Origin of the sequence: Brachybacterium atlanticum, from assembly GCF_025669985.1 — a bacterium.
Lineage (GTDB): Bacteria > Actinomycetota > Actinomycetes > Actinomycetales > Dermabacteraceae > Brachybacterium > Brachybacterium conglomeratum.
In genome coordinates this window covers 1-24,742 of record NZ_JAKJJW010000036.1, presented here as the reverse complement: position 1 = coordinate 24,742, position 24,742 = coordinate 1, and the positions used below count along the sequence as shown (strand labels likewise).

19 protein-coding genes are annotated in these 24,742 nt (G+C 71.5%); 2 read left to right on the top strand and 17 right to left on the bottom strand.

Features of this window, described 5'->3' with window-relative positions; all coding sequences use genetic code 11:
- Positions 1 to 46: 46 nt before the first annotated feature.
- The 10 genes from L3K22_RS14275 to L3K22_RS14230 form a co-directional block, all read right to left on the bottom strand.
- Positions 47 to 1,279 carry an MATE family efflux transporter gene (locus L3K22_RS14275; RefSeq protein WP_263311970.1) on the bottom strand — a complete coding sequence of 411 codons (1,233 nt, stop codon included), beginning with the start codon at positions 1,277 to 1,279 and terminating at the stop codon, positions 47 to 49.
- Positions 1,276 to 2,715, bottom strand: coding sequence for an O-antigen ligase family protein (locus L3K22_RS14270; protein ID WP_263311969.1), 1,440 nt, complete (start codon positions 2,713 to 2,715; stop codon positions 1,276 to 1,278). The genes L3K22_RS14275 and L3K22_RS14270 overlap by 4 nt, the downstream gene beginning before the upstream one ends.
- Positions 2,712 to 3,788, bottom strand: a complete 1,077-nt coding sequence (locus L3K22_RS14265; RefSeq protein WP_263311968.1) for a glycosyltransferase family protein — start codon at positions 3,786 to 3,788, stop codon at positions 2,712 to 2,714. The genes L3K22_RS14270 and L3K22_RS14265 overlap by 4 nt, the downstream gene beginning before the upstream one ends.
- 74 nt (positions 3,789 to 3,862) lie before the next feature.
- Complete coding sequence (locus tag L3K22_RS14260; RefSeq protein WP_263311967.1) at positions 3,863 to 4,492, bottom strand: arsenate reductase/protein-tyrosine-phosphatase family protein; 630 nt, start codon at positions 4,490 to 4,492, stop codon at positions 3,863 to 3,865.
- A 2-nt stretch (positions 4,493 to 4,494) separates the two neighbouring features.
- Positions 4,495 to 5,961 carry a tyrosine-protein kinase domain-containing protein gene (locus L3K22_RS14255; RefSeq protein ID WP_263311966.1) on the bottom strand — a complete coding sequence of 489 codons (1,467 nt, stop codon included), beginning with the start codon at positions 5,959 to 5,961 and terminating at the stop codon, positions 4,495 to 4,497.
- 93 nt (positions 5,962 to 6,054) lie between these two features.
- Positions 6,055 to 7,161: a glycosyltransferase gene (locus tag L3K22_RS14250; protein WP_263311965.1), complete on the bottom strand. Its 1,107-nt coding sequence runs from the start codon at positions 7,159 to 7,161 to the stop codon at positions 6,055 to 6,057.
- 109 nt (positions 7,162 to 7,270) lie between these two features.
- The gene (locus L3K22_RS14245; RefSeq protein ID WP_263311964.1) at positions 7,271 to 8,404 is read right to left on the bottom strand and encodes a sugar transferase; all 1,134 of its coding nucleotides are present in this window, start codon (positions 8,402 to 8,404) and stop codon (positions 7,271 to 7,273) included.
- Positions 8,401 to 9,549: a DegT/DnrJ/EryC1/StrS family aminotransferase gene (locus L3K22_RS14240; protein WP_263311963.1), complete on the bottom strand. Its 1,149-nt coding sequence runs from the start codon at positions 9,547 to 9,549 to the stop codon at positions 8,401 to 8,403. Before L3K22_RS14240 ends, L3K22_RS14245 begins: the two co-directional genes overlap by 4 nt.
- An 18-nt stretch (positions 9,550 to 9,567) precedes the next feature.
- Positions 9,568 to 11,544 carry a nucleoside-diphosphate sugar epimerase/dehydratase gene (locus L3K22_RS14235; protein WP_263311962.1) on the bottom strand — a complete coding sequence of 659 codons (1,977 nt, stop codon included), beginning with the start codon at positions 11,542 to 11,544 and terminating at the stop codon, positions 9,568 to 9,570.
- 316 nt (positions 11,545 to 11,860) lie between these two features.
- The gene (locus L3K22_RS14230; RefSeq protein ID WP_263311961.1) at positions 11,861 to 12,904 is read right to left on the bottom strand and encodes an ATP-grasp domain-containing protein; all 1,044 of its coding nucleotides are present in this window, start codon (positions 12,902 to 12,904) and stop codon (positions 11,861 to 11,863) included.
- 278 nt (positions 12,905 to 13,182) lie between these two features.
- Here L3K22_RS14230 and L3K22_RS14225 point away from each other — a divergent pair, with 278 nt between their 5' ends.
- A complete protein-coding gene (locus tag L3K22_RS14225; RefSeq protein ID WP_263311960.1) occupies positions 13,183 to 14,211 on the top strand; it encodes an ATP-grasp domain-containing protein in 1,029 nt (342 codons plus the stop codon).
- Here the strand turns inward: L3K22_RS14225 and L3K22_RS14220 are convergent.
- The 3 genes from L3K22_RS14220 to L3K22_RS14210 form a co-directional block, all read right to left on the bottom strand.
- Positions 14,192 to 15,523, bottom strand: coding sequence for a type III PLP-dependent enzyme domain-containing protein (locus tag L3K22_RS14220; RefSeq protein WP_263311959.1), 1,332 nt, complete (start codon positions 15,521 to 15,523; stop codon positions 14,192 to 14,194). The two genes, L3K22_RS14225 and L3K22_RS14220, sit on opposite strands and share 20 nt — an antisense overlap.
- A gap of 234 nt (positions 15,524 to 15,757) precedes the next feature.
- Entirely contained in the window at positions 15,758 to 17,020 is a 1,263-nt protein-coding gene (locus tag L3K22_RS14215; RefSeq protein WP_263311958.1) for a lipid II:glycine glycyltransferase FemX, read from the bottom strand.
- Positions 17,021 to 17,494: 474 nt separating this feature from the next.
- Complete coding sequence (locus tag L3K22_RS14210; RefSeq protein WP_263311957.1) at positions 17,495 to 18,565, bottom strand: transglycosylase family protein; 1,071 nt, start codon at positions 18,563 to 18,565, stop codon at positions 17,495 to 17,497.
- A gap of 294 nt (positions 18,566 to 18,859) precedes the next feature.
- Between L3K22_RS14210 and L3K22_RS14205 the strand changes: the two genes are divergently transcribed.
- Positions 18,860 to 19,006 (top strand): hypothetical protein, encoded by a 147-nt coding sequence (locus L3K22_RS14205; protein WP_263311956.1) that lies wholly within the window; start codon positions 18,860 to 18,862, stop codon positions 19,004 to 19,006.
- Positions 19,007 to 19,025: 19 nt separating this feature from the next.
- Here the strand turns inward: L3K22_RS14205 and L3K22_RS14200 are convergent, their stop codons facing one another.
- The 4 genes from L3K22_RS14200 to L3K22_RS14185 form a co-directional block, all read right to left on the bottom strand.
- Positions 19,026 to 20,075: a hypothetical protein gene (locus tag L3K22_RS14200; protein WP_263311955.1), complete on the bottom strand. Its 1,050-nt coding sequence runs from the start codon at positions 20,073 to 20,075 to the stop codon at positions 19,026 to 19,028.
- 211 nt (positions 20,076 to 20,286) lie between these two features.
- Positions 20,287 to 21,450 carry a hypothetical protein gene (locus tag L3K22_RS14195; RefSeq protein WP_259881579.1) on the bottom strand — a complete coding sequence of 388 codons (1,164 nt, stop codon included), beginning with the start codon at positions 21,448 to 21,450 and terminating at the stop codon, positions 20,287 to 20,289.
- 101 nt (positions 21,451 to 21,551) lie between these two features.
- Positions 21,552 to 22,982, bottom strand: coding sequence for an MFS transporter (locus L3K22_RS14190; RefSeq protein ID WP_259881580.1), 1,431 nt, complete (start codon positions 22,980 to 22,982; stop codon positions 21,552 to 21,554).
- A gap of 105 nt (positions 22,983 to 23,087) precedes the next feature.
- Positions 23,088 to 24,446 carry a M48 family metallopeptidase gene (locus L3K22_RS14185; RefSeq protein ID WP_259883802.1) on the bottom strand — a complete coding sequence of 453 codons (1,359 nt, stop codon included), beginning with the start codon at positions 24,444 to 24,446 and terminating at the stop codon, positions 23,088 to 23,090.
- Positions 24,447 to 24,742 lie beyond the last annotated feature (296 nt).

The following is a 24,742-nucleotide window of genomic DNA, read 5'->3' as shown; positions in this document are numbered from 1 at the left end:
CACGATGGCCGTCGGCGACCTCCGAGAGGACTACCCAGGATCTCCGTCAGCCCTGCTCGGGAACGGGAAGGAGCGTCGGCGCCCCTGGTCGCGGGGAGCCCGTCGCATCGGCGTCGACGTCGACATCGGTCGCGGGCCGGGTCCGCGCGAGAGCCCCGTACCAGACGACTGCCGTGAGCGCCGCTCCGACGACGAAGCCGGCCACCGCCCCCCCCTCGCCACCGACGACGAACCCGGTGAGGGGTGCCGCGACCATCACGACCGTCTGCAGCACTCGGCCCGTCAGGAGGACTCTCGCCGAGCTCCTGATCCGGCAGAACAGGTAGACGGCCGTGCTCAACGTGGTGACCATGATGAAAACGCCGACGTGCGAGGCATACTCCCCGATCGCCGCGATGGTCCCCAGGCCAGGGAGCTCCCGCGCGACGAACCACACGCAGATCGCCGCCATCCCGCCGAGTACGGCGCTGGCGGACACCAGGAGGAGCTGCACCCGCACACGCCGGAACGTCTCGACCGGAAGCCTCACGAGCACCGGTCGCACGGCCGCTAGCACCAGGCGGATGGGGAAGGCGGCGCTCGAGATCGCCCGGTACTTGCCGAAGGACGCCGCCCCCAGCAGCGGGTACAGGAGGAACGGGACCCCGATCGAGCTCGCGTCCAGAAGGGACGAGTCGGCGAGGAGCGTCCCGATCTGCCGACGGTGGTCCGACACCCATCGCCGACCGGCCGCGATCGAGGGCACGGCGAGGGTACCGGTGACGAGGACCGCCCCGGCAGCGCTCACGGCCCAGAAGGTCAGCACTCCCATCAGGTCCACCTCGGCCAGGAGGACGGTCGCGCCGATGAACACCCCCGCCACCCCCAGCCCTGTGGCATCCCCGAGGAGGAGTCGCCTCCACGCCCCCTGCGCCGTCAGCAGATATCGCCCGTTGGTCCAGGTCGTGGCGAGGAGGACGGCAAGTCCCGCCATCGACGCCGCAGCCGGATGGACACCGGTGACCAGCCCGGTCCCAGCGGTGAGCAGCGCGAACACGAGTGCGAGGAGGCTCCCGGTCCGCAGGTAGTCCGCCGGGGAGCCCGCTGCGCCGCGACGGGCCCACGCCTCGCAGACCACGGAGAGCACCATCGAGCTGGAGAGGGCGTAGCCGAGATACAGCAGCGAGTAGCTGCCGTAGTCGGCGGGCCCCAGATACACGAGGCCGAGGACCTGAGGGAGGGCGACGGAGAGCGCGTTCGCGGCGGTCGCGAGGTAGGGGAAGAGGCGACGGATGCTCATGGCGCCACCGGTCGCACGGCCCGGCGCACGACACCAGCGCCCTCGGCGTCGAGCGGGATGGTTCCCGCCTCCGGACGGCCCTGCGGCCCGGCGCCCTCGGGCGGTCGGGAGTTCCAGGCGGCGACGGCGATGCCGAACACCAGCGTCACCCCCCACCAGTGGCCGACGGCCTGCAGGTACGGGTTGGTGGCGTTCGCGATGAGAAGGCAGAGGGCGGCTGTCGCCGACGTGGCGAGCGCCCCCCGCGTGGCGGCGTCGACGACGCGTGCCGTCCGACGCACCGAGCGTGCCAGAAGCAGCAGCGCGGCCGCGCCGATCGCCACGCCCACGATCCCCGCGTTGAACAGCCACAGGTGGTACTGGAGCTCAAACATCCAGGGGCGCTCCTGCGAGCGGTAGTAGCCGTCCTTCACCACGGCCCCGATCCCGTGGCCGAACAGCGGGCGGTCCACCCAGGCAGCCAGCAGGTGCCCGGTCTGCTCGACCCGGTCACGGTTGTCGGACCCGGCCACAACGTCCACCGATCCGATCCCGAGGTAGCTCGCCACGGTGTCTGCCCAGAGCTGGCGCAGTCGGGCCCGAAGGCTTCCGGAGAGCGTGAGCGCGAGGGCGACCACCCCGGCGGCGGACAGCAGGGTGGGCACGGTGGCGCGATGGGTCGCCACCCGTCCCCAGGGGATGCGTCGGAACCTCACCTCGAGGACCGCATAGATCACCGGGGCCAGGAGCGCGACGGCGAGGATCGCACGGCGCCCTGAGAGCGTGACGGCCACCATCGCCAGCACCGCACACACGGCCAGCACCCAGCGGGACGGGAAGAGTTCGTTGCGCGGCGAGACCGCCATAGCGACCAGCAGGGGGACGCCGGCGGCGAGGGTCGACAGGCTGTGGAAGCGGATGGCCGTCGCACCGGTGGGATCCGTGCCGATCCCCGCACCCTGACCCTCCATGACGGCCTCGGGGATCACCGCGGGCAGATACCCCAGCTCGCCCCCGATGTACACCACCATGAGCAGGGAGTTGAGCCCGACCACGAAGACGATGGCGTGGAAGACGAGCTTCAGCTGCGCTCGTCGGAGGCTCAGCGCCCACAGACCCCAGATCGTCATGCTCCCGAGCCACACGATCGCCTGGTGCACGGTGCCCGGGACGTCACGCACGGCACCGACCATGAGGCCGAGGGCGATCACCCCGATCAGCGTCGAGACCCCGAGCACGAAGCTCCGCTCGAGGCGCGGGGGCGTCCTCAGCACGTCGAACGCGGAAACCGCGGCGAGCAGGGCGAGCACCGGGTAGAGCACGTCGCCCCGGGACACCGGGAGCCACAGCACGTAGATCAGACATGCCGTCTTGAGCACCCCGCTCACCTGGTCGAGGAGGCTGAGCCCCTCCCGGGCCCGCCACTCCGCCTCGAGCGATCGCTGGGCGCGGATCACGCGATCACCTCGGAGGCGGGGAGGCCGACAGCGCGGACCCACGCGTCGGCATGCGCCGCGAAGGAGTAGCCCTCCTGCACCGCGCGCATCGCCCGGGCACCGGCCGCCGCCCGCTCCTCCGGCGAGGAGCCGAGCGCCGCGACGAGGGCGTCCTCCCACTCGTCGAGGCTGGTCGGGGCCGCCCCTCCGAGGTCCCGCAGCACACTCTCGTTCATCCCGACCGGGCTGCCGACGACCGGCAGCTCGGCGGCGCCGTACTGGAGGAGCTTGTAGGAGCACTTCCCCCGCTCCCAGTCGCTGTCCACGAGAGGCATGATGCCGACGTCGCCGAGGACCAGTTGCTCCGTGAACCGCCCGGCGTCCCAATCCTGGCGCTCGTGCAGGGCCGGATCGAGACCCTCGACGGGTCCGCTGCCGTTGCTGATCACCAGGAGGCTGCTGCCGGTCCGCCGGCACGCGGAGTCGATGGCAGCGGCGATCGAGGTGAGGTATCGCTCCGTGAACCGCGACCCGATCCAGACGAGGCGAGGGACATCGGCCGCGGGGCGCGAGGAGCGGTGGACGTAGTCCTCGACCTCCACGCAGGAGGGGATGATCCGGACGTCCGCCGCGTACTGGGACGCGGCGTCGGCGAGGAACTCGTTGCCGGCGAGGACGACATCGGCGGCGAGGGCGGCGCGCGCGAACACCAGCGGCTTCGGGAAGGCACGGGACATTAACCCGTGAACGGGCAGATGGATGGCATCATCGACGTCGTAGACGGCACGCGAGGCCCGACGGAGGATGCGCTCCTCCACCTCGCCGCGGGAGAACGGCGTGGCGGACCGCGAGAGGACCACGGTGCCGCCGTCGACCTGCTCCGCGGCACGACGGGTGGCCAGCTCGGCGCCGGCGAGGGCGAACGGGCGCCGCAGAAGGGTGGACGGCCTGGACGAGGAGAGACCGAGATGCTCGTGGACGGTCGTCTTGAGGCCCAGATGCCGTGCCCAGTCGTGCAGGCGCACGCGCGTGGACCCAGCTGTCGGCCCATAGGCCGAGACCAGGTGCACGGGCTGGGCGGGCGTGGCGTTCATGGTCAGGAGCTCCGTCCTCGATGCGGGTCGGGGTGGTCGGGTGCGGGCCGGATGGCGCGGTGGATGCGGACAGGTCAGGGAGGCAGGGTCCCGGAGGTCGGCCCTCCCGAGGCCCTGAAGGGGATCACCTTGCGGGTGGGGCCGGGTGCGCCGGCCCGCTTCCCCGCGGCACGGCCTTCCAGGACGACCGCGATCATCCGACCGGCGACGAGCACCTCGCGGAAGGCCTTCTCGTAGTCACGAGGAGATCGGCCGTACGGATCTTCGATGTCCAGCTCCGCCGCTTCGACGCCCGCCTGGAATCGGAACATCGAGGCTTCGAGAGCGAGATCGCGGAGGGTCCCACGGCTCGCGGTCAGCCCCGGATGCCCCAGGACCAGCGCCAGCTCCCGGAGCGTGAAGGTGCGTCGCACGGCCCGAGGTGACAGCCGCGCGACCCACGCCCGCTGCTCGAGCGTCATGGTGAGGACGAGGTCGGCGTCCTCGACCTGCTCGGTCGACAGCTGTCGACCGACATGGTCCAGGGCGACATCGACCTCCTGCCGCACGAAGCGGACGGCCTCGGGCGCCGCCGGGGCGCCGACGACCGCTTGGGTGCCGGCGCTCGAGATGCGGAATCTGTCGGGGAGGGACTGCCTCAGCACGGCCTCGCCGACGGGGGAACGGCAGATGTTCCCCGTGCAGACCACCAGGATCCTGGACACTGTCAGCGTGCTTCTACCGCAGGCTCGTACCGGCGTGCGACCCGAGCCGCTCCCTCGTCGAGGCGCGGGGTCTGCACCCATGCGCTCTTCGACGCCGACGCCCTGCCTCGGTGCGTCGGCGCCGCGGGAGGCGTCGACGTGTACTCGTAGTCGTAGCTCTCGGTGCGCCCGAGATGGACGCGGTTGAGCACGATGCCGAGCACCGGGGCACCCACCGCGGAGAGGCGGTCGATCGCGACCTCGAGCTGCGAGCGGCGGGTGCGATCGCTGCGGGCCACCACCACGGTGCCGCCGACGCGAGGGGCGAGGACGACCGGATCGGTGACCGCGAGCAGCGGCGACGTGTCCAGGATGACGTGGTCGTACCGGGACTCCGCCTCGGCGAGGAGCTCGCCCATCCGCGAGCTGGCCAACAGCTCGCTGGGGTTCGGGGGGACAACGCCCGAGGTCAGCACGTCGAGGCCGCCGGCCTGCATCGGCTGGACGACGTCCATGAGGTCCGCGTCGCCCGCGAGCACCGTGGTCAGCCCCGCACTGCCTTCGAGTCCCGTGTACGCCGCCACCGAAGGGCGGCGCAGGTCGGCGTCGATCAGGAGGACGCGCTTGCCGGCCTGCGAGAAGACGGCGGCGAGATTGATCGCCGTGCTCGACTTGCCCTCGCTCGGCAGCGCCGAGGTGATCAGAAGGGTCCGGCCCTCCGCGGTGCACGCCATGAACTGCAGGTTCGTGCGGAGGCTCCGGTACGCCTCCGACTGCGGCCCCTCGTAACTCAGGGTTGAGACGAGCGGCGCGCTCTGCGCATCGCGGATGGCGGGCACCGAGGCGATCACGGGGTGGTCCACCGCCTTCTCCACGTCCTCGACTCGGCGTACGCGATTGTCGAAATGGTCGCGGAGGAGAGCGATCGTCACGGCGGTGGCCAGCGCGAGGACCAGCCCGATCGCCGTGTTCATCAGGATGGACGGAGAGGCCGGAGAGGTCGACTCGACCGCCGGCGAGACGACCGTCAAGCCGATCGCCGGCGTCCCCGAGGACGAGCCCAGACTCTCCAGGCTGGTGCCGAGGCTGGCGGCCGTGGCGTCGGCGAGCGCGGCCGCCACTGCCGGATCCTCGTCCTTGGCCTTGATCTCGATGATCAGGGTGTCCGGCCGCACCGTGGCGGTGACCCGCCTGGCGAGCTCGTCCGATGTCGTGGAGAGCCCGAGCTCCTCGATCACGGGATCCAGGACCAGGGGCGTCGTGACGAGATCGGAGTAGCTGGCGATCTGCTGACCGGCGAGGACGATCCCGGTGTTCAGCTCGTCCACCGAGGCCCCGGCCTGAGGCTGCACGAAGGTGCGGGTGGTGGATTCGTACATCGGGGTCTGGACCGCCGTCGCCGCGACGACCGCGGCGAGCACCACGAGGCCGCCGAGCAGCGCTGACCGCCACCGCTCCTTGAGGATGGTCAGAAACTGTCGGGGTTCCATGGGATTCCTTTCATGCGGGGTCGGGTGGCGGCGGATGCGAAGGCTCGGGGGACTCCGCACATCCCGGCTGGTGCGTCAGGATCGGTTCGGGCGTCAAGCCGCATAGATCCGCCCTCGTCGGTAGTCACCGCTGAGGACCGAGTCCAGGAAGTCGAGTAGCTCGTCCGCCGCATGCTCCGAGGACAGGGACGAGGGAGGCGGCAGTTCGGCCCCGCGCCCGCGGGCGACGGCGAGGACAACATCGGCAAGCACATCGACGTCGCCCTCGGGAGCGACGGAGACCGCCGGCAGGTCGCGGACGCCCTTCACGTCGAATCCGACTGCCGGCAGGCCCATCGCGATCGCCTCGAGGCCCACGCGAGGGAGCCCCTCCCAGCGCGAGGTCTGGACCAGGACGTGCGAGCGGTCGAACCACGGGACCACGTCGCTGCGTCCCCGGTGCCTGACGAGTCCGTCGACCGGACTGGTCACGGCGTCGGTGCCGATCAGGGCGCCGTCGCCGAGCATGTCGACCCGGAGGTCCACGCCCCGGTCCCGCAGCACGTGGGCGAGCTCCACCATGGCCGCCGGGTTCTTGCGTTCCGAGTACTCACCGCACCACACCAGCCGAAGCGGCTCCGCCCCCTCGTCCCAGGCACGGCGCGGACGGCGCGGATAAGTCGTGAGGTCGAGGCCGACGCCGGCGAGCAGACGCAGCCGCGGCGTCTGCGGTGCGTGGGCGGCGAACCAGGCCTCGTCGGCCGAGTTCATGCAGACGACGGCATCGGTGCGATGCAGCAGCAGCCGCTCGACCGAGCGGAACGGAAGATCCGCCGCGCGGCGGCCGTTCCAGTGCAGGCCGTGGCAGAAGTAGACGACGGGGACGCCCACGTCCGCCAGCCGCACGAGCGCCGACGCCGTGGCCGTGTTGGTCACCACGATCTCGATGCGCTTCTCTCGCACCCACTCGCGCAGCTCGCGCATCGCGCGATGGTTCCTCGGCGAAGGAGAACGGGTCACCGCCGTGAGCACGGTCGCAGAGGGGTGCTCCGCGGACGGCGTCCCCGCGGCGGGCTCGACGACGGCGCCGCTCTCGCGCCAACGGCGAGCGATCTCCACGAAGAACGCATCCAACGTCCCCCCGACGGAGGTCAGCAGGCCGATCACCGGGGCCGCGCGCCGTTCCGTCGGCGCCTGCGACCCCGTGCTCGCTGTCGTCATCACGTCTCCCCTTCGTCCCCGTCCATGGGCACGCACGCGTGGCGACCCACCTCTATTGTGGGTGGAAATGTCCGTTTTGTCTATGTTGTGCTCACGGACTCCGCGCGGCTCACCGCGTCGAGCCGATCGCCATCGGGTGTGGGTGCAGGAAACGCCGCTCGGGCAGACCGAGGTAGGCGATCAGTGACTGCCCGCCGTCGGGGACCGACGGAGGAGGCGAGGCGACCGGAAATCTGACGGAAGAACCGGGGACGACGTAGCCGCTGCGGGCAAGTGCGTCCGCCAGCGCGGGTCCGGGATCCGTGCCCCGCGCGAGGAACGCCCACTCGGCGTCGAGCTCCTTGCGCAGGCGGCTCGCCAGGAGCAGCAGCGCCTCGTCCAGGAGCTCCCCCTCCACCTCGGCGGCGCCGGGCCCCTCGCTGATCTGCAGCCGGACCAGCCCCGGCTCGAGAAGCAGCGCGTCGCCCTCGAGGACTACGCGGCCCTCGCGGTCGCGGCAGGCCCAGGCGCCATCGGAGTCGGGACCGACCATCTCGAGGTCCGTCGTGGACTGCGGGCCGGGGAAGACCGCCATGGACACCCCGCCCTCGTCGGTCACGCCATGACGGCTCAGCACTGCGCTGACGGTGTCCATCAGAATCCTCAGATCCAGGTCGAGCCCGATCCGTCGCACGTACTCCTGGTCCATGGCGAGCCGGTCGTCCCAGGCCACGGCATTGCGACCATGGACCTGGGCGTAACCGGTCAGCCCCGCGGAGACGGTGTGCCGCGCGAACTGATCGGCGCTGTAACGGCCAAGGTAGGTGATGGGCAGCGGGCGGGGGCCGACGAGGCTCATGTCCCCGCACACCACGTTCCACAGGCTCGGAAGCTCGTCCAGGCTCGTCGCCCTCAGCAGCCTGCCGAAGGGGACCAGGCGCGCGGCATCGCTGTCGGAGCCGTCCGAGGCGGCGGCGAGCATCGAGCGGAACTTCCGCAGCCGGAACACGCGGCCGTCCTGCGTCACCCGCTCCTGAGTGAACAGGATGGGGCGGCCCATCGTCGCCAGCACGCCGGCCGAGATCATGAGCATCGGCAGGGCGGAGACCGCGAGGCCGAGGCCGCCGAGGACGACATCCGCTCGTCGGCGTCGGCGCAGATAGCTCCGCTGCTCCGGGGATAGGCGGATCGGGGTGAAGTGCTGGATGGGCCTCGCGGTCTTCCGAGCCCTGCGCCACCGTTCCGGGGCCTCGACCTGCGTCACGCCGCGGCCTTCGTCAACGGCGGGAAGAGCAGGCGGCGGCCGAGGGCGGCGCTGAGCGTGTAGTCGATGATCCCGCATTCCTCCGCAGTCAGCGCGGAGCCGCTGGGCAGGGTGAGGCCGGTGCGGAAAAGGCGCTCGGAGGCGCCGTTGACCGCGGCGGGGACGCCCGCGAAGACGGGCTGGAGGTGCATCGGATTCCACAGCGGTCGGCTCTCGATCCCGGCCGCTGTGAGGGCGGCGGACAGGGAGGACGCGTCGATGCCCGCGACCTCGGGGTCGACCACCAGCGCGGTGAGCCAGCAGTTGTCCTGCTCGTCGCCGGCCCGCTGGAACACCTCCACGCCGGGCACGTCCTCGGCGATCCGGGCGTAGGCTTCGCGGCGGGCGCGACGACGAGCGATCATCTCGTCGAGCCGCGTCAGCTGGGCGTTGCCCATCGCGGCCAGGAGGTTCGAGAGGCGGTAGTTGAAGCCGATGTCGCGGTGCTCGTAGTGCACCGCGGGCTCCCTCGCCTGGGTGGCGAGGTGGCGGACGCGGCAGGCGACGGCCTCGTCGTCCGTGAGGTACATGCCGCCACCGGAGGTGGTCATGATCTTGTTGCCGTTGAAGGAGAAGATAGCGGCGTCGCCGTGCTTCCCGGCAGGCAGTCCGCCATGGTGGGCGCCGAGGGACTCGGCGGAGTCCACCAGCACCTTCGCACCGGCGCGGTGGGCGATCTCGACGATGCGGGTGTGATCCGCGCTGCGGCCCAGTAGATCCACGGGCACGACCGCGGGGACGGAGGTCCCCTCCTCCCCCAGCTCCTCGAGGACCTGGGCGAGGAGATCGGGATCCATCTGCCCGGTGACCGGGTCGGAGTCGATGAAGTACGGCGTCGCGCCGGTGTAGCTGATCGCGTTCGCGGTCGCGGCGAAGGTCATGGTCGAGGTGGGGACCACGTCGCCGGGTCCGACGCCCCAGGCCAGCAGCCCCAGATGGAGGGCGCCCGTGCCGGAGGAGAGGGCGACGGTGTGGCGTCGGCCGATCCGCTCCGCCATCGAGGCCTCGAAGGCGTCGACGGCGGGGCCGAGCGGAGCGATCCAGCCGGAGTCGAAGGCGTCGGCGACGGCGGCGCGCTCGAGAGCGGTGACGTCAGGGCCGGACATGAGGATGCGAGCCATGGTTCAGAACCCCACTGCGATCGGGGCGCGGACGACGGGGGGCCGGGTGGCCTCCATCGCCTCGCACACGGTGGTCAGGACGTCTCGGATCTGGGCGTCGCTGAGCAGCGAGCGCGGGTCGGGCAGCTCCTCGTAGGAGACGGGCACGACCGGCACGCCCCGGATCAGCGGGTGCGAGGTCTGTCGGGAATCCTCCCCGGGGGCGAACAGGTCCTCGTGGAGCTTCTCGCCGGGACGGAGGCCCGAGAAGACGATCTCGACCTCCTTGCCTGAGGCGTCGATGAGCTGCTGGGCGAGCTGTACGATCGGGACGGGCCGGCCCATGTCGAGCACGAGCGCGCCACCGCTCTCCCCCACCACCGCGGCCTGCAGCACGAGCTGCACGGCCTCGGAGACGGTCATGAAGAAGCGGGTGACCTCGGGGTCGGTGACGGTGACCGGACCGCCCTGCTCGATCTGCGCGATGAAGGTGTGGATCACGGAGCCGCGGGTGGCGAGCACGTTGCCGAAGCGGACGCTCAGCCAGGTGCCGTGACCGGCGGTGCGGCCCTTGTGGGCGGTGAGCCCCTCGGCGATGCGCTTGGAGTAGCCGAGCACGTTGTGCGGGTCCGCGGCCTTGTCCGTGGAGATGTTCACGAAGCGCTCCACGCCGTGGCGGTGGGAAGCCTCGAGCACGTTGTGGGTGCCGAGCACGTTGGTCTTGAAGGCCTCGTCGGGGGACTTCTCGAGCATGTTCACGTGCTTGAGCGCCGCCGCGTGGAAGACGATGTCGGGCTTATGGCGGGCGAACACCGCATCGAGCCGGGCGGCGTCGCGAATGTCGGCGAGCTCCATGTTGCCGTTGCCGAGGTCGGCGGTGCCGCCCATGGTCAGCAGCAGGGCGTGCAGGGCCGACTCGTCGCGGTCCAGCATCACGAGCTCCTTGGGCCCGGACTTCGAGATCTGACGGCAGAGCTCCGAGCCGATGGAGCCGCCGGCCCCCGTGACCAGGACGGACTTCCCGCGCAGTAGGGAGTTGATGGTCGACAGGTCCGTGTCGACCTGGCGGCGGCCGAGGAGGTCGGCCGGCTGGATCTCGCGCAGGTCGGCGTGGTGGACCCCGTCGATCATCTCGTTCAGCGGCGGGACGATCTTCACCGGGAGATCCAGCTCCGACGCCGCGGCGGTGAGCGTGCCCATGGTGTCGGCCGAGATGTGGGAGGTGGCGATGACGAGGATGTCCGCACCGGTGCGCTCGAGGGCGTAGTGCAGCTGGTCGATGCTCCCGACGACGCTGACCCCGGCATGGCGGAAGTGGCGCTTGCGCGGGTCGTCTTCGAGGTAGCCGACGGGGTCCCAGGTGGAGGAGGGGTCGCGCTGCATCGAGTCGGCGAGCGCTCGGCCGACGTCGCCGGCGCCCACGATCAGCGCGCGCGAGGGCTGCACCTCGGCCTCGCGCAGGGCGCGGAGGGCGCGCACGGCGAGCAGGCGCACGAGGTAGCGCACGGACGCGACGGCGACGATGACGAGGGGGGCGGCGATGACAGGTGCGGTCATCGGCAGCATCCGTTCCGGCCACACGGCGTTGGTCGCGGTGACCATCACGGCGGTGGCGGCGACCACCCCCGCCAGCGGCGGCATCTCGTCAAAGCTGCCCACGAGATGCCGCCCCTGGTGCAGGCGCACCGCACGCCCGAGCAGGGTGTATACGGCGACGGCGATCGCGGTGAGCAGGAGCAGGCCGACCAGAGGGGTGCCGCTCCCGTCGAGGGTGAGGTCGGCGGTGAGGGCTAGGGTCTCGAGGCGCAGCGCAGAGGCCGCCCAGAGGCCGAGGAACCACATCACGGAGTCGATCACGATGAACGCGATCGGCGCGGGATGGAGATCCCGGTCGAGGATCTCCTTCCTCTCGGCGCCCCGGAGCGTTTGTCCGGTCTTCTCGCTCCGACGCGGGCCAGGAGCTGCGGGGCGCAGGACGGCGTTCAGGGAGATGATGGACATGGCGACCCCTCTTCCGGTGGTGCGGGCCCCAGACCTGCGGCGTTGTCGCGATGTCCGTTTTGCCCGTCTTGAGACGGTTCGTACCATACATCCAGTTCGCCCGGAGTGGAAGCGAAGGTCCGGGAAGCGGGCGAACACCTCATCCGGAGGGCCCGGGCCGACGGAGAGGCGGACCGCACCAAGCGCCGCCCCCGATGCGGTGAACGGCACTTCGCGGCGCGCTCGTGGCCTTGCACGGCGCGGAGATGCCGGGGATTGGAACGGCTCGCACCCGGCGTGCGTCCGCGTCACCGACGCACGCGGACCTCGGGCGGAATCACAGCCCGGTCGAGGTCACCCGCACGCTCTCGTGCTTCGCGGAGACGACGCCGGGGGCGTACTCCCGCCACTCCTCGCCGACCTCGAGGCCGAGGGCGCGGGCGAGGTAGAAGCGCGGCACGTCGGCCCCGGCCAGGTGCACGAAGGGGTAGCCGCCGCCGAAGCGGGGGTTGATGTCGATGACGGAAGGCTCACGGCCCTCGGCGAGGAACATGTCGGTGTCGACCAGGCCCGTGAGCTGCGCGGCACGCGCGATCCTCTCGGCATTGGCGACGAAGGGCGCGGGATCCGCGGAGGCGGCCTTATCGGTCTCGCCGGCGCGCATGCGCATCTTTCGACGCGCGAGCACGGCCCGCAGCGCGCCGGGCTCGCGCAGGTCGGCCACGAGGTCCACTCCGTGCTCCACGCCGGGCAGGCAGGGCTGGACCACGACATCCTGCCCGCTGGGCGCGGAGCCGTCGGCCGGGGCGGGCGCGGAGTCGATCGCGGCGTCGACCGCGGCGCGGACCCCGTCGGCTCCCACCAGTGCGAGACCGGAGGAGCCGCTGCCCAGACGATGCTTCACGACGAGCAGGTCGGAGGCCTCGGCGATCTCGGCGATGCCGGCCTCGTCGTCGCCGGCGACCGTGCGCGGGGTGGGCACGCCGATCCCCTCGAGCAGCTGCGCCATGCGGAGCTTGTCGGCGCAGCCGAGCTGCCAGGCCCGGTCCACGCCGGGCACGAGCACGCCCCGTTCCCGCATCTGCTCCGCGAGATCCGTAGCGACGTGGAGATGCATGAGCTCGTAGTCGTTCACGGAGAGGAACAGGCTCGGACGCAGCTCGTCCACGAGCGCGAGGAGCGCCGGATCGTAGTCGGGATCGGCATAGCACGGGAGACGACGCCCGATGTCCCCGTAGCCCGCCGCGGCGCTCGTGGGGTCGTTCTCGGTGACGATCACCCGCCCCTCGAGGCCGAGGCTTTCATAGGCCTGGCGGAACCAGTCCACGAGATACAGCCGACGACCGGCCGAGCCGATCACCATCGCGCCACCGTCGCCCATCTCGCGCTCCCATCCCCCGCTCCTCCAAGGGCGGCACGTTGCCTCCCCCGCCGTCCAGCCGTTCCGGGCCGCGTCGACCCTTCCCGCATAGTAGACTACGCAAAGCGGACGAATCGCCGCTCCTCACCGATCGGCACGGCCGCCTAATCCGGACCACCGTCGGCCGCCCCAGCACGATCTCCGAGCTCACGGAGCCCGGCCCCCGAAGGATGCCGGCAGCTTCCGGGTGCAGCGGCGCCCCCCCCCGGCATCCCCACGACGAACACTAGGTTGGACTGATGAAGATCGTCATCTCCTCGGCCGGACGCCGCGCCCACTACGTGGAATGGTTCCGGCGGGCGCTGGACTGGTCCGGGCTGCGTGGCGAGGTCATAGCCATGGAGTACCGCATGCAGAGCCCGAGCACCGGGCTCGCAGATCGCGCGGTGCAGGCTCCGGCGTACAACAGCCCCGAGTACCCGGCGGCGCTACGGGAGTGGTGCCGTGCGGAGCGTCCGGATCTGTTCCTGTCCCTCAACGACTACGAGCTGCAGGTCCTCTCCGGCGGACTCGCCGACGACATGCGGTCACTCGGGTGCCGCGTCGCCGTGCTCGACGCCGAGAGCCAGCCGATCGTCCTGGACAAGCTCCGGATGGCGACCGCGCTCGCCGAGCGCGGCATCCCGACCCCCCGCACGGCGCTCGGAACCGACGTCGACGACATCCGATCCTCAGCCGGCGCGGAGGCGCGCTTCGTCGTGAAGCACCGGTTCGGCAGCGGGTCGACGGGACTGCGGGTCGTCGGCGCCGAGGAGCTCCCCGAGGCGGTGGCGGAGTCGGCGCGGACGGCCCTCGGAGCCGACGGCCTCCCGGCCGCGCACGACCACGAGGCGGTCGTGGTGCAGGACGCCCTCCCCGGCCCCGAATACGGAGTCGACGGCGTCTTCGACGTCGAGAGGCGGGGCGAGGTGCTCGGCGTGCTCGCACGCCGCAAGGACCTGATGCGCGGAGGCGACACCGACGTGGCGACGACGGTGAGCGCCGCACTCTTCCGACCCGCGATCGAGGCGATCGGAGAGCTGCTGCGGCCCACGGCCGCGATCGATGTGGACCTGCGAGAGACCGCCGAGGGGGAGCCGCAGGTCATCGACATCAACCCGCGACTGGGCGGCGGCTACCCCTTCGTCCACCGTGCCGGGGCGGACCTCCCCGCAGCGCTGATCCGCTCGGCCGCGGGCCTCGAACCCGATCCGGCTCTGCTGGCCTACCGGACCGGGGTCTCGACCGCCCGCCGCGAGGATTTCACCGTCATCGCTCCGATGCAGTGAGGGCAGCGTCCAGGGCGCCGTCTCTTGCCTGGGAGCCGGCACCCTCGTTCCGCCCGGCGGGCACCGCGGTGCGCCCACCCGCCGTCCCGGGCTCGCCGTCCTCGACCTCCCACCGGCTCCCCTGCAGATAGTCCTCGACACCCCAGGCGCGGCGCACCAGGGTGTACTCCTCCCCCTCGCGGACGTACACCGCAGGGAGGAACTCGATGAACGAGGACTGGTAGCTCATGGTGTACGCGCCGACCCGCGCGAAGACGAGGCGGTCCCCCACCGCGAGCTCGGGCGCATCGTGCATCCGGGTGAGCCGGTCATCCTCCATGCACGTGAAACCGCTGATGATCTGCTCGGGGAGGAGACGCTCGGAGGTCGAGTCCGTGGCCACGTCGAAGGGACGGCGGCGGCGGAACAGCGGATCGATGTCCGTGCGGCTCGCATCCGTGACGACGTGCCGTCGGTCGCCGACGTCCTTCACGTCGAGCACGCTCGCATGGAACTCGACGGGCACGGCGATCACCGAGCCGCCCGGCTCGACCACGAGCCGTGTGCGGTCGACGTCGACCACGGGTTCGAGCACCTCGCGGATCACGCGCACGTAGTCGTGGAACGTCGGGCTCCCCTCGAGGCTCCCGAAGAACCCGCCGCCGATGTCCACCCAGTCGAGATCGAGCTCGCGGGAGGTGATGAGGTCCGCCGCCACGGTGGCCGCGGCGCGGTAGACGCCCAGGCTCTGCGTGAGCGAGTTGCGATGCATGTGGATTCCAGCGATCCGGACGCCCGCCTCGGCGAGCTCCTCCATCGCCCGATCTAGGGCGCCGTTGTCCACGTTGAAGCCGAACCGGCTCCCCTCGTCGCCCGTGGTGCTCTCACCTGGGCAGTGCGACTCCAGATCCCAGTTCACCCGCAGCCCGACCGCGAGCGAAAGATGCGGCTCCTCGCGGGCGAGCTCGGCCGTCCACGTCACCTCGCGGAGGGAGTCGAGGTTGATGAGCGACCCCTCCCGGAGGGCGGACCGCAACCGTTCCCTGGACTTTATCGGCCCATTGAAGACGATGCGCTCGGGGCCGTACCCGAGGGCCAGGGCGAGGTCGTACTCGGCATCGGAGACCACCTCTGCCCAGACCCCCCGCCGGCGCATGTCGGCGATCAGCCAGGGCAGCGAGTTCGTCTTGAAGGAGTAGGACAGGATCGCCCCCGGCCAGTGCTCGTCGAGCGCGGCGCGGAACCTGGAGACGAGCACATCCAGCAGGCGCCGGTCGATCACGAATGCGGGGGTCGACGGCGCCGACCCTTCACCAGCAGCCGAGTGCACCATGGAGAACTCCTCACGCAGGGGTTGGACCGCCCTGCGGCACAGGTTCCTTGACCTCGGACGTCACTCCGCAGGGGCGGGGGAGGCGCGAAGCGACGCGCCATAGCCAGTTCACGAACTGGCACCCCCTTCCATAATGGACAAATCGGACAACCTTTGCAACCTCGCGCGATCACCTCGCCCTCACTGCGAGGCGATCTCACCTGCTCACGGCGTCCACCCGCCCCGAGCCCCGCGTCAGGCCTCGCCGCCCGCCCGACCCGGCCGGAAGCGGCGCCTCACGTCCGCCGAGGCGCCCGTGTACAGCGGGTGCAGGGTCGTGAACGCCGCATAGAGGGCAGGGCGAAGCGCCAGGTCCCAGCCGCCGACCCCCTCTGCGACCTCTCCCCCGAGACCGAGCTTGAACTGCAGCAGGCCCGCATGCGGGTGGTCGGCGTCGAGCGAGGGAGGCACCGCGCCGAGGTCGTAGGCGGCGGATCCCCGGGAGATCGAGCGCTGGATCTGGGCCCAGTAGACGGCGTTGGAGGCACGCAGCTCCCGGTGATGAGAACTGTTGCCGGCGATGATGGCGTAGGCCACGCCCCCGACGCTCACCGTGACGTTGCCCGAGAACACCTCGCCGTCATGGCGCGCGAGGTCGACGTCTAGCGGGAACGGGCCGTCCCCGGAGAACTGGTCCCACAGCGCCTCCATGTAGGACCGAGGCTGGGCGGTGAAGCCGCTCCGCGCCGCCGTCTCCTCGTGGAGCCGATGCAGCTCCTGCAGGTCGCCCCGGTCCGCCGGCCGGACCTCGACACCCTGCCGAGCAGCGCTGCGGACGTTCTTGCGCCACACCTTGGAGAACCCCGCGAGGACCTCGTCCTCCGAGCGCCCCGCGAGGGGCACCTGGTAGGTGAAGCGCGGCTGGGTGCTCTCGACCGCCTCGTCATCGCCCAGCTCACGCCACCCTCCACCCCGCAGGGCGTTCACCAGGGATTCCGCGACGACGTCCTGCGCATCGGGCTCCACCCGCGCGAGATGGGTGAGGGAGGAGTCTGCGAGGGCGCGACGCACCGTCGAGCTCGTCCAAATCCGGTGCCGCAGCTGCGGATACATCCGGATGGCGAACACGCGCCTGCTCTCGAGGTGGCGGCGCAGGGCGGCGAGCACCTCGCCGATCGGGACACGGGCCCACTCCACGACCGGGCCCATGGGGAGATAGGCGAGCCGGTACCCGAGCACCGGCAGCCGCTGATAGCGGATGACGGAGACCGCCGCACGGCGCCCCTGCGGGTCGAACCAGCCCACCAGCTCGGAGTCCCACTCGCCGCCTCGGACTGCGGACCATTCGGGTGTCTGCTGATAGCTGGCCGTCTCCGCGGAGCGAACGTGGTCGCGAAACTCCTCGTCGCCGATCGGGCGGACCTCCAGCGACGTCGCCGGGGCGCCGGCGGGCGCGTCGCGCCCCCCGGGCTGCTCCTCGAGAGCCACCCCGCCGTCGGGGGGAATTGCTTCCTTCATCGTGGAACCTCCAATAGATGACCGACCGTCGACCCAGGCCGGACGGAGGCGTCGCACATCGAGCGACGCCCCGCACCGCGCGCCTCGGACGACGGGGCCCGGCGCACGAGATGGACGGACTCGACCGCGGACTCGGGACACCGGTCGTGGAGCATCCGGAAGCTGTGACAGCCCGCCGTCACCATGCGCGGCGGTGGGCTCCCACACCACCCGGCTGCCGTCGCGAACACCCTGCCCGCCCCGGCCGCCCTTCGAGGGAGGTCGCTGTAACACCCCTCGTCGAGACAGCCGCATCGTCGAGCACTATGTCCAATACGTCCGGATCGCAGGTATACCTTACGTCAGGCTCTGCGCTGCGAGAAGCGCGGCGCCGCACCAAGGGCTCGACGCTCGCGCACGAAGGACGACGCGTCGGCCCCGTCCTGGGCCGACGCGTCGTCAGAGGTGCGTGACAGCGGGCTCGGCCCGCCCGCCTCACCCGTTGAGGAACTGCTGGAGCGCCTTCACAGTGGAGTAGCTGGCGCGGAAGTCCCACACGCCGTTGCTCTTCAGGCCGATCTCGGCCCGCAGCTTGCGGGTCGTCTCGGCGCCGATCTTGCCGTCGGGCGCGGCACCGATCTTCGTCTGCAGCGCCTTGATGTCGGAGGTGGACAGCGAACCGTCCTGCGTCACGCCGACCCAGCCCTGAAGGGCACGGGTGGTCTTGGGGCCGAACTTGCCGTCGACCACTAGGGAGGCTCCGGTGCTCGGCGTCGCCGGGGTGGAGCTGCCGGAGGAGGGGGCCTCGGCCGGGGCGCCGCTGTTCAGGAAGCTCTGCAGCGAGTGGACGGTGGCGGAGTCGGTGCGGAAGTCCCGCGCCCCGTTACTGCCGAGGCCGATGGCCGCACGGAGCTTGCCGGTGGTCTCGGGACCGATCTTCCCATCGCGGCCGGCGCCGATCTTGGTCTGCAGCGCCTTGATGTCGGAGGTGGACAGCGAGCCGTCCTGCGACACACCGATCCAGCCCTGAAGGGAGCGGGTGGTGGCGGGGCCGAACTTGCCATCGACGGCGAGCGGGCCGGAGGCGGGGCTGGTGCGGTCGGCGTCGCGGGAGCTGCCGCTCGAGCTGCGGCCGGGCTGCGCATTCGCATCGGCGCCGCCGTTGGCGCGGGTGAGGCCGGCCTTCTTGCCACAAGTGGGCCAGGCGCCGGGGCCCTGCTGGTGGAGGGTGCGCTGGGCGACGGCGATCTGCTCGGCCTTGCTGGCCTGGTTCGCGGTCGAGGCGTACTCGGCGCCGCCGAAGGCCTTCCAGGTGGAGCTCGAGAACTGCAGTCCGCCGTAGTAGCCGTTGCCGGTGTTGATCGACCAGTTGCCGCCGGACTCGCACTGGGCGACGTCGTCCCAGACGGTGCCGCCTGCGGTGGCGCTCTCGGTGCCGACGAGCCCGAGCCCGGCGACGACCACGGCGCCGCCGGTGGCCGCGGCGACCTTCGGGGCGAGGCGGACGCCGCGGAAGGCGACGGCCCTTCCGGGGGCGCGATGGGTGGGCGTGCGGGAGTCGGACATCGAGAGCTCCTCGGATCGGGGAAGTCAGTGAGACGGGAGGGATGGCCGTCGCGGAGCGCCTGGCCGACGAGAACGCCGCTGACCTGCGCGCCCGCAGAGAGCACACCTCCACAGTGACCTGCTCGACCCATCCCGGGAAGTGACCCCACCCGAAAGATTCCCCTTCTCGGGTCATCTCTTTACCGAATTCAGAATATTCTCGAGCACTTCGGGAACGACAGTGGTGTATTTCTCGAGAAGATACAGCCGTGTCACTCCCTCCGCGCGGACGGGGCGGTGGAGGTCCTCGGGATCATGTCGCGCGTGCCGGAGCAGGCGTGGCTGATCGTGATGGGCCACGTGGCGATCGCGCTGCTCATCCGCCGCAAGCCGGCCGATGCCGGGGCCCGCCCCGTCGGCGCCGGGCCGGCCGAGCCCGAGGAGACACTCGCCCCGGCCTGAGCCCTGGCGGCCGAGCACCTCAGTAGTAGACGGCCTCCTGGTTCCCGAACCAGGTGCCGTAGAAGCGGCCGTCCCGGTCCATCATCCCGATCGCGGTCTCCTCGATCGGGACGCGGTGCACGGTGGTGCTCCCGTCCTCGGCGGTCACGGTGAACTCGGCAAGGCCGCCGTAGCCGTAGGCGTCGTAGTAGCCCGTCGCCCCTCCCGCGACGTGGATCTGCGGCGGGGTGAGGATCTGCCAGGTGCCCTCACCGGTGACCTCCTCCGGAGCGCTGAGGGGGCAGTTCTCAGGCCGCGGCTGGGTGCTGCCCGCGCACTCGACGAGCGCCGTGTCGATCAGGTAGGTGCCGAGCTGCTCCTCGCCGGTCTCGGTGAGCTCGTAGCCGATCTCGATGAGCGAGTTCAGCCAGGGCCCGAGCACGGGCGGGATGGTCGAGCGGACCGTGGTCGGGGTGACCGCCTCCCCGCCCTCGGGGGCGCTGATCTGATACACGCCGGGCAGCACCACCAGGTGCACCTCGACGAGCCCGAAGGCCTGGTTCGCCCTGGCCTCGTCCGACAACGGGACCTCGACCCCGTTGATCAGCACCGCGGCGGCGCTGACGGGCACGGCGACCCGCATCACCGGCAGCTCCACGGGCTCCAGCTCCCACACCGGGCGGCGCAGCGCCCCCTCGCGGTGCCGGGTGAGGTGGAGGGTGGTCTCCTGGGTGCGCCGGCCGAGGCTGAGCGTGGCCGTGACCTGGGCGGTGTCGCCGTCGACGCGCGTCTCCTCGATCGTGAAGCGGTCCACGCGCTCCTCGGCGGCCAGCACCACCTGGTCGGTGAGGGCGAGGTCGAGCACCCCGCCCTCGGGCTCGACCATGTGCTCGCGCACGGCGTCGGTGTCACCATCGAGGATCGCCTGGAGGAAGCTGCGCGCCTCGGTCTCCGGCGAGCGCTCCCCCACCAGCACCTGCGGCAGCACCAGCACGAGGGCGAGCAGCGCGGCGACCCCACCGAGCAGCCACCAGCGGCGACGGCGGAGCGGCGCGGGAGAGGGCCCCGCGGCGGCGGGAGTCGGCGGCACTCCGGCCGCCGGGAGTTCGGCCGACGGGCTTGGGCCCGACAGGGGCCGCTCTTCGGCCCCGTCCCATCCCCCGGCGATGACGCGCCCGGTCGCCCGCTGATCCCGTCCGCTCCCCCGCCGGCTGCTCCGCCCCACTGCGCCCCCTGTTCGCGTCGATGCCTCGGGAGAGGGTATCCCGGTGCCGTCTGTCGTGAGGCGCGGCGCTGCCCTCTCACGGGCTCCACGAGGTCACGAACTCGCCCTCGCGGTCCAGAGCGCCCATGGCCCGGGCATCGAGGAGGACGCGGTGGGTGCGCGGCGCCTGCCCGTGGGCGGCGGGGACGGTGAACTCGGCGACACCGCCACGGGCGTAGAGGGTGAAGACACCCATCCAGCCTGGGGAGACGCTGACCTCCGGCGGCGTGATCAGCCGCCACCTGCCGGAGAGGCCGTGCGCGTCGGGCGCCTCGACCGGGCAGCCGAGCGGTGCCGGGGAGGTGCTGCGCAGGCACCCGAGGAGGGAGTCATTCAGTGAGTCCGCGAGCTGCTCCTCCCCGGCGTCGGTGAGGGCGTAGCCGGCCTGGAGCGGCACGGAGGTCCAGGGGCTCAGCAGCGGCGGCACATTGATCCGGGCGGGCACCGGGTCCAGGCTCCCGTCGCGGGGCGGGGCCTCGATCTCGTAGAGCCCGGGCAGCATGCGCAGGGTGATGATGCCGAGCCCTTCGGCGCCGCGGGGCCGGCTGGCCGCCGGGACAGTGATCCTCTGCCCGTTCACGCTGAGCTCGGCGGTGCCGACGGGTATCGCGACCATCACGGTGGGCAGGGTGAGCGGCACGAGCGTCCAGGCGGGTCGCGGCCAGGCTCCGTCCTGGCGTCGTTCGAGGTGGAGGGTGGTGGTCAGGGAGCGCGCGCCCACGCGCAGGCGGGTGCGGACCTCGGCGCGGCCGTCCTCGAAGCGGGTGGACAGCAGGGTGAAGCCCTCGATGCGGGCGTCCGTCGCCTCGACCACGGCGGGCACGAGGGCCAGGTCGAGGGCGTCGCCGGGCGGGGTGAGGTGCTCCTGGATGGTGGCCATGTCCCCCTCGACGAGGGCCTGGAGGAAGCGTCGGGCGACGGTCTCGGCGGGGGTGCCGCCGAGGAGCAGCGGCGGCAGCGCGAGGAACAGCACCAGCAGCAGAGCGATCTCGGCGGCGACGCCCCGGCCGGGGCGATGCGGGTCCCGTCGGCCGGGCGAGGGGTGCTCGGATCCGGCCTCGTCGGGCGCCTCGGTCGCCGCGGGAATTCCACCGGTCGCTGTCAGCTGGAAGGCGGGTCCTGGCGCATCGGGGTCCTGAGCGTCCTCTCCCCATCCGGTCGTGAGAGCGCGCCCTGCTCGTGCCTGCTGCGAGCGGTGCACCGTGGCTCTGGTCCCCGGGGCGCGCCTGGGACCCGGCTGGATCCGTCGGCCGTCGGCGGTGCGGCCCAGGCTACGCCCGCCCGACGGCGACGACCAGGGGCTCACAGCGCCCCGGGCGCCTCCTTCTCGCGGGCGCGGTCGGCGAAGCTGACGCCCATCGCGGCGAGGGTCAGCGCCATGATGATCACCAGCGCGATCGTGAACGCTTCGAGCCAGGCGGTGCCGCCGTCGGTGAGGGAGAAGATGATGCCGGGGATCATCGCGGTGCCGATCGCGGCGCCGAGGCGCTGGCCGAGCTGGAGGATGCCGCCGGCGACGCCGCCGAAGCGGGGATCCACCGAGTTCAGGGTGAGGGTCTGGTTCGGGGAGATGGTCATGCCCTGGCTCAGGCCCATCAGCATCAGCGGTGCGGCCAGCCACCAGAACGCGACCACGCCGGACTCCACGAAGCCGGCCAGCAGCGTGGTTCCCAACAGGCCCAGGAACGCCACACCGAATCCGGCGATCACCATGCGCCGGCCCAGGGTGAGCACGTAGCGGCCGGCGATCTGGGAGCTGATCGCGGCGGCGATCGAGGAGGGCAGCCCCAGCAGGGACGCCTCGAAGGCGGTGTGGTGGAGGTGCATCTGCAGGAACAGCGGCACGATGATCCACACGCTGGTCGCGCCGAGGAAGTACACCGAGACGATGAGGATGCCGTTGCGGAAAGCCTTGTTGGCGAAGATCGCGGTGTCGACCATGGGCGAGCTGCCGCGGCTCTTGTAGCGCCGCTCCCAGGTCCACCACAGCCCCAGCACCAGCAGGCCGGCAGGGAAGGACAGCCACACCAGCGCGTTCACGCCGCGCTCGAGGAAGGGCAGCATGATCCCGAGGATCGCCAGGCACAGCAGGATCGTGCCGACGGGGTCGAGGTCGGGGCGTGCCTTGCCGCGTGCGCGGTCGTCGGGGATGAAGCGGAAGGTGCCGATGATCGCGCCGATGCCGATGGGGACGTTCATGAGGAACATCCAGCGCCAGCCCCAGTTCGGGCCGAGCACCTGGATCAGCAGACCGCCGATCACGGGGCCGATGGCGGTCGCGACGGCGACGGTGGTGGCCAGCAGCGCGAAGGCCCGGGCGCGGTCCTGGCCGCGGAAGTGCTGCTGGATCAGGGCGACGGTCTGTGGGTTCAGCAGGCCCGAGCCGATGCCCTGCAGGATGCGGGCGAGGTTCAGCATCTCGACGTTCGGGGCCAGGCCCGACATCAGGGAGCCGAGCGTGAAGATCCCGACGCCGATCACGAACATGCGCCGACGCCCGGTCGCGTCCCCCGCGCGCCCGGCGGGGACCAGCAGGATCGCGAAGGAGAGGGCGTAGCCGGAGATCACCCACTGCAGCGAGCCGGTGTCCGCCTCGAGGCCCTCGCCGATCGCGGTGAGGGCGACGTTGATGACGCTCACGGCGATCAGGGCCATGAACAGGGGGGCGAGGAGGACGGCGAGCAGGGGCTTGCGACGCACCGCAGGGGTCGGCGCGCTGTAGTGGGGGATCACCCGGACACCTTATGCAGTGACTGCACTTCTGTGGAGGGTGGGGTGACCGGAGGGACACCGCAGCGGCCGGCCCGAGGAGGGACCGGCCGCTGCGGGATGTGCGGGTCAGGACTGGGAGGGATCCTCGTCGCCCGGCCCGGAGGCGGACTCGTCCGTGCGGGGCCCCGAGGTCTTGTCGGTGCCTGCCGTCCCGAAGCCGGTGCCCGTCGCGGCCTGCTGCTCGGGAGCGGCGAACGGGCTCGCGACGACGTCGTCGGCCGCGATGCGCCGGGCGTCGTCGTTGTACGGGCCGGACGGGATGACGTAGGCCGTGCGGTCGCTGAGCAGCGGCGCGAAGGTCTGCAGGGTGCGCACCCCGGGACGGTCCGGGGTGGGCACGCGGGTGAAGCGGCCGAACTGGTCGTCGTATCCCGCGGGACGGACACCGTCGGCGGCGTCGAGCAGCGTGATCGCCTCGCCGGGGCTCGGGTACAGGGAGGACCAGCGGTGACCGGCCGGCAGCGGCGAGTCGAAGAGGTGGCCCTTGGGGCGGATCCACAGCGCGCCGGGCTTGGAGCGGTCGCGCAGGGCGTGGGCGCGCCAGGTGGTGATCGGGTGGGAGGAGCCCCAGTTGACCCAGTGCACGAAGAAGCTCGGGTCGGTCGCGGCGCGGTCGGCGAGCTCGTGGACGTTGACCTCGGTGCCCAGGTACTTGCCACCGGAGAGCAGGCCCATCACGCCGGCGGAGCCCTCGGGCGCGAAGCTGTAGCCGAAGTTGTCGGCGGTGTACTCCTGGGAGCGGGACAGGGCCGGGCCCAGCAGCGGGACCAGGGAGAGCAGGTTGGTGAACAGCAGACGGAAGTAGGAGACGTGGCCGGCGGCGAGGTGGCCCACCTCGTGGCCGATCACGAACTTCAGCGCGTCGCGGTCACGGCCCTGGCCGCCGACCTCGAACAGGTCCGAGTGCACCACCACGAAGCGGCGGAAGCCGTGGCCGGAGGCGAAGGCGTTGATCACGCCGTTGCCCATGGTCACGTAGGCGTCCGGGACGTTGCGCATCCCGAACTGGGCGGCGGCCTCGGCCACCATCCGGTAGCCCTCGGGGAACTGGGTGGGGCTCATCCGCACGGAGGTGGCCCGCATCTGGGCGTACATGATCGCGCGCACCCACCAGATGATCAGGGGCAGCAGCGGCAGCAGGAACACCAGCTGGATCACCAGCGGGAGCATCGAGGCGTACTCCCACGCCTTGGAGACCGCATCCTCGCCCTGTTCGGCATACAGCCAGATCGTGCCGCCGATCGCGCCGCCCCAGGAGAGGTAGCCGAGCACCGTCGCGGCCACTCCCACCCACAGCAGCGGCAGCTCCCAGGGGTGGCGGATCCGGCGCTGGCCGCGGACGCCGTGGGTGGTGGCGCCGTTGAACAGGGACGGCTTCTGCGGCGGCGCGGGGGCCGCCGGCGACGCGGTGGGCGGGAAGGTCATGAGGAGCTCCTCGAGCGCATCGGCTCATAGAGGTCGGAACAGCAGGCCCGTGCGGGCCATGGTCCGACGGTAGACCCGCGAGCCCCGCAGCGCATCACCGATCACCCTGGTCAGGCCCGATCACGACCGCAGGGAGGAGGGAACGACGACGATCGTCGCGCTGGGGTCGTCCGCGCGGCCGACGGGGGTCGGGCGGGCGACCGATGCGCACGGCGACGCGGGGGGGTGTCCCTATGTTCTGAGTCAAGCCGCAAGAGCGGCCGGCTCGGGAGTCGGGGTGGTGGTCGGGGGCTGGT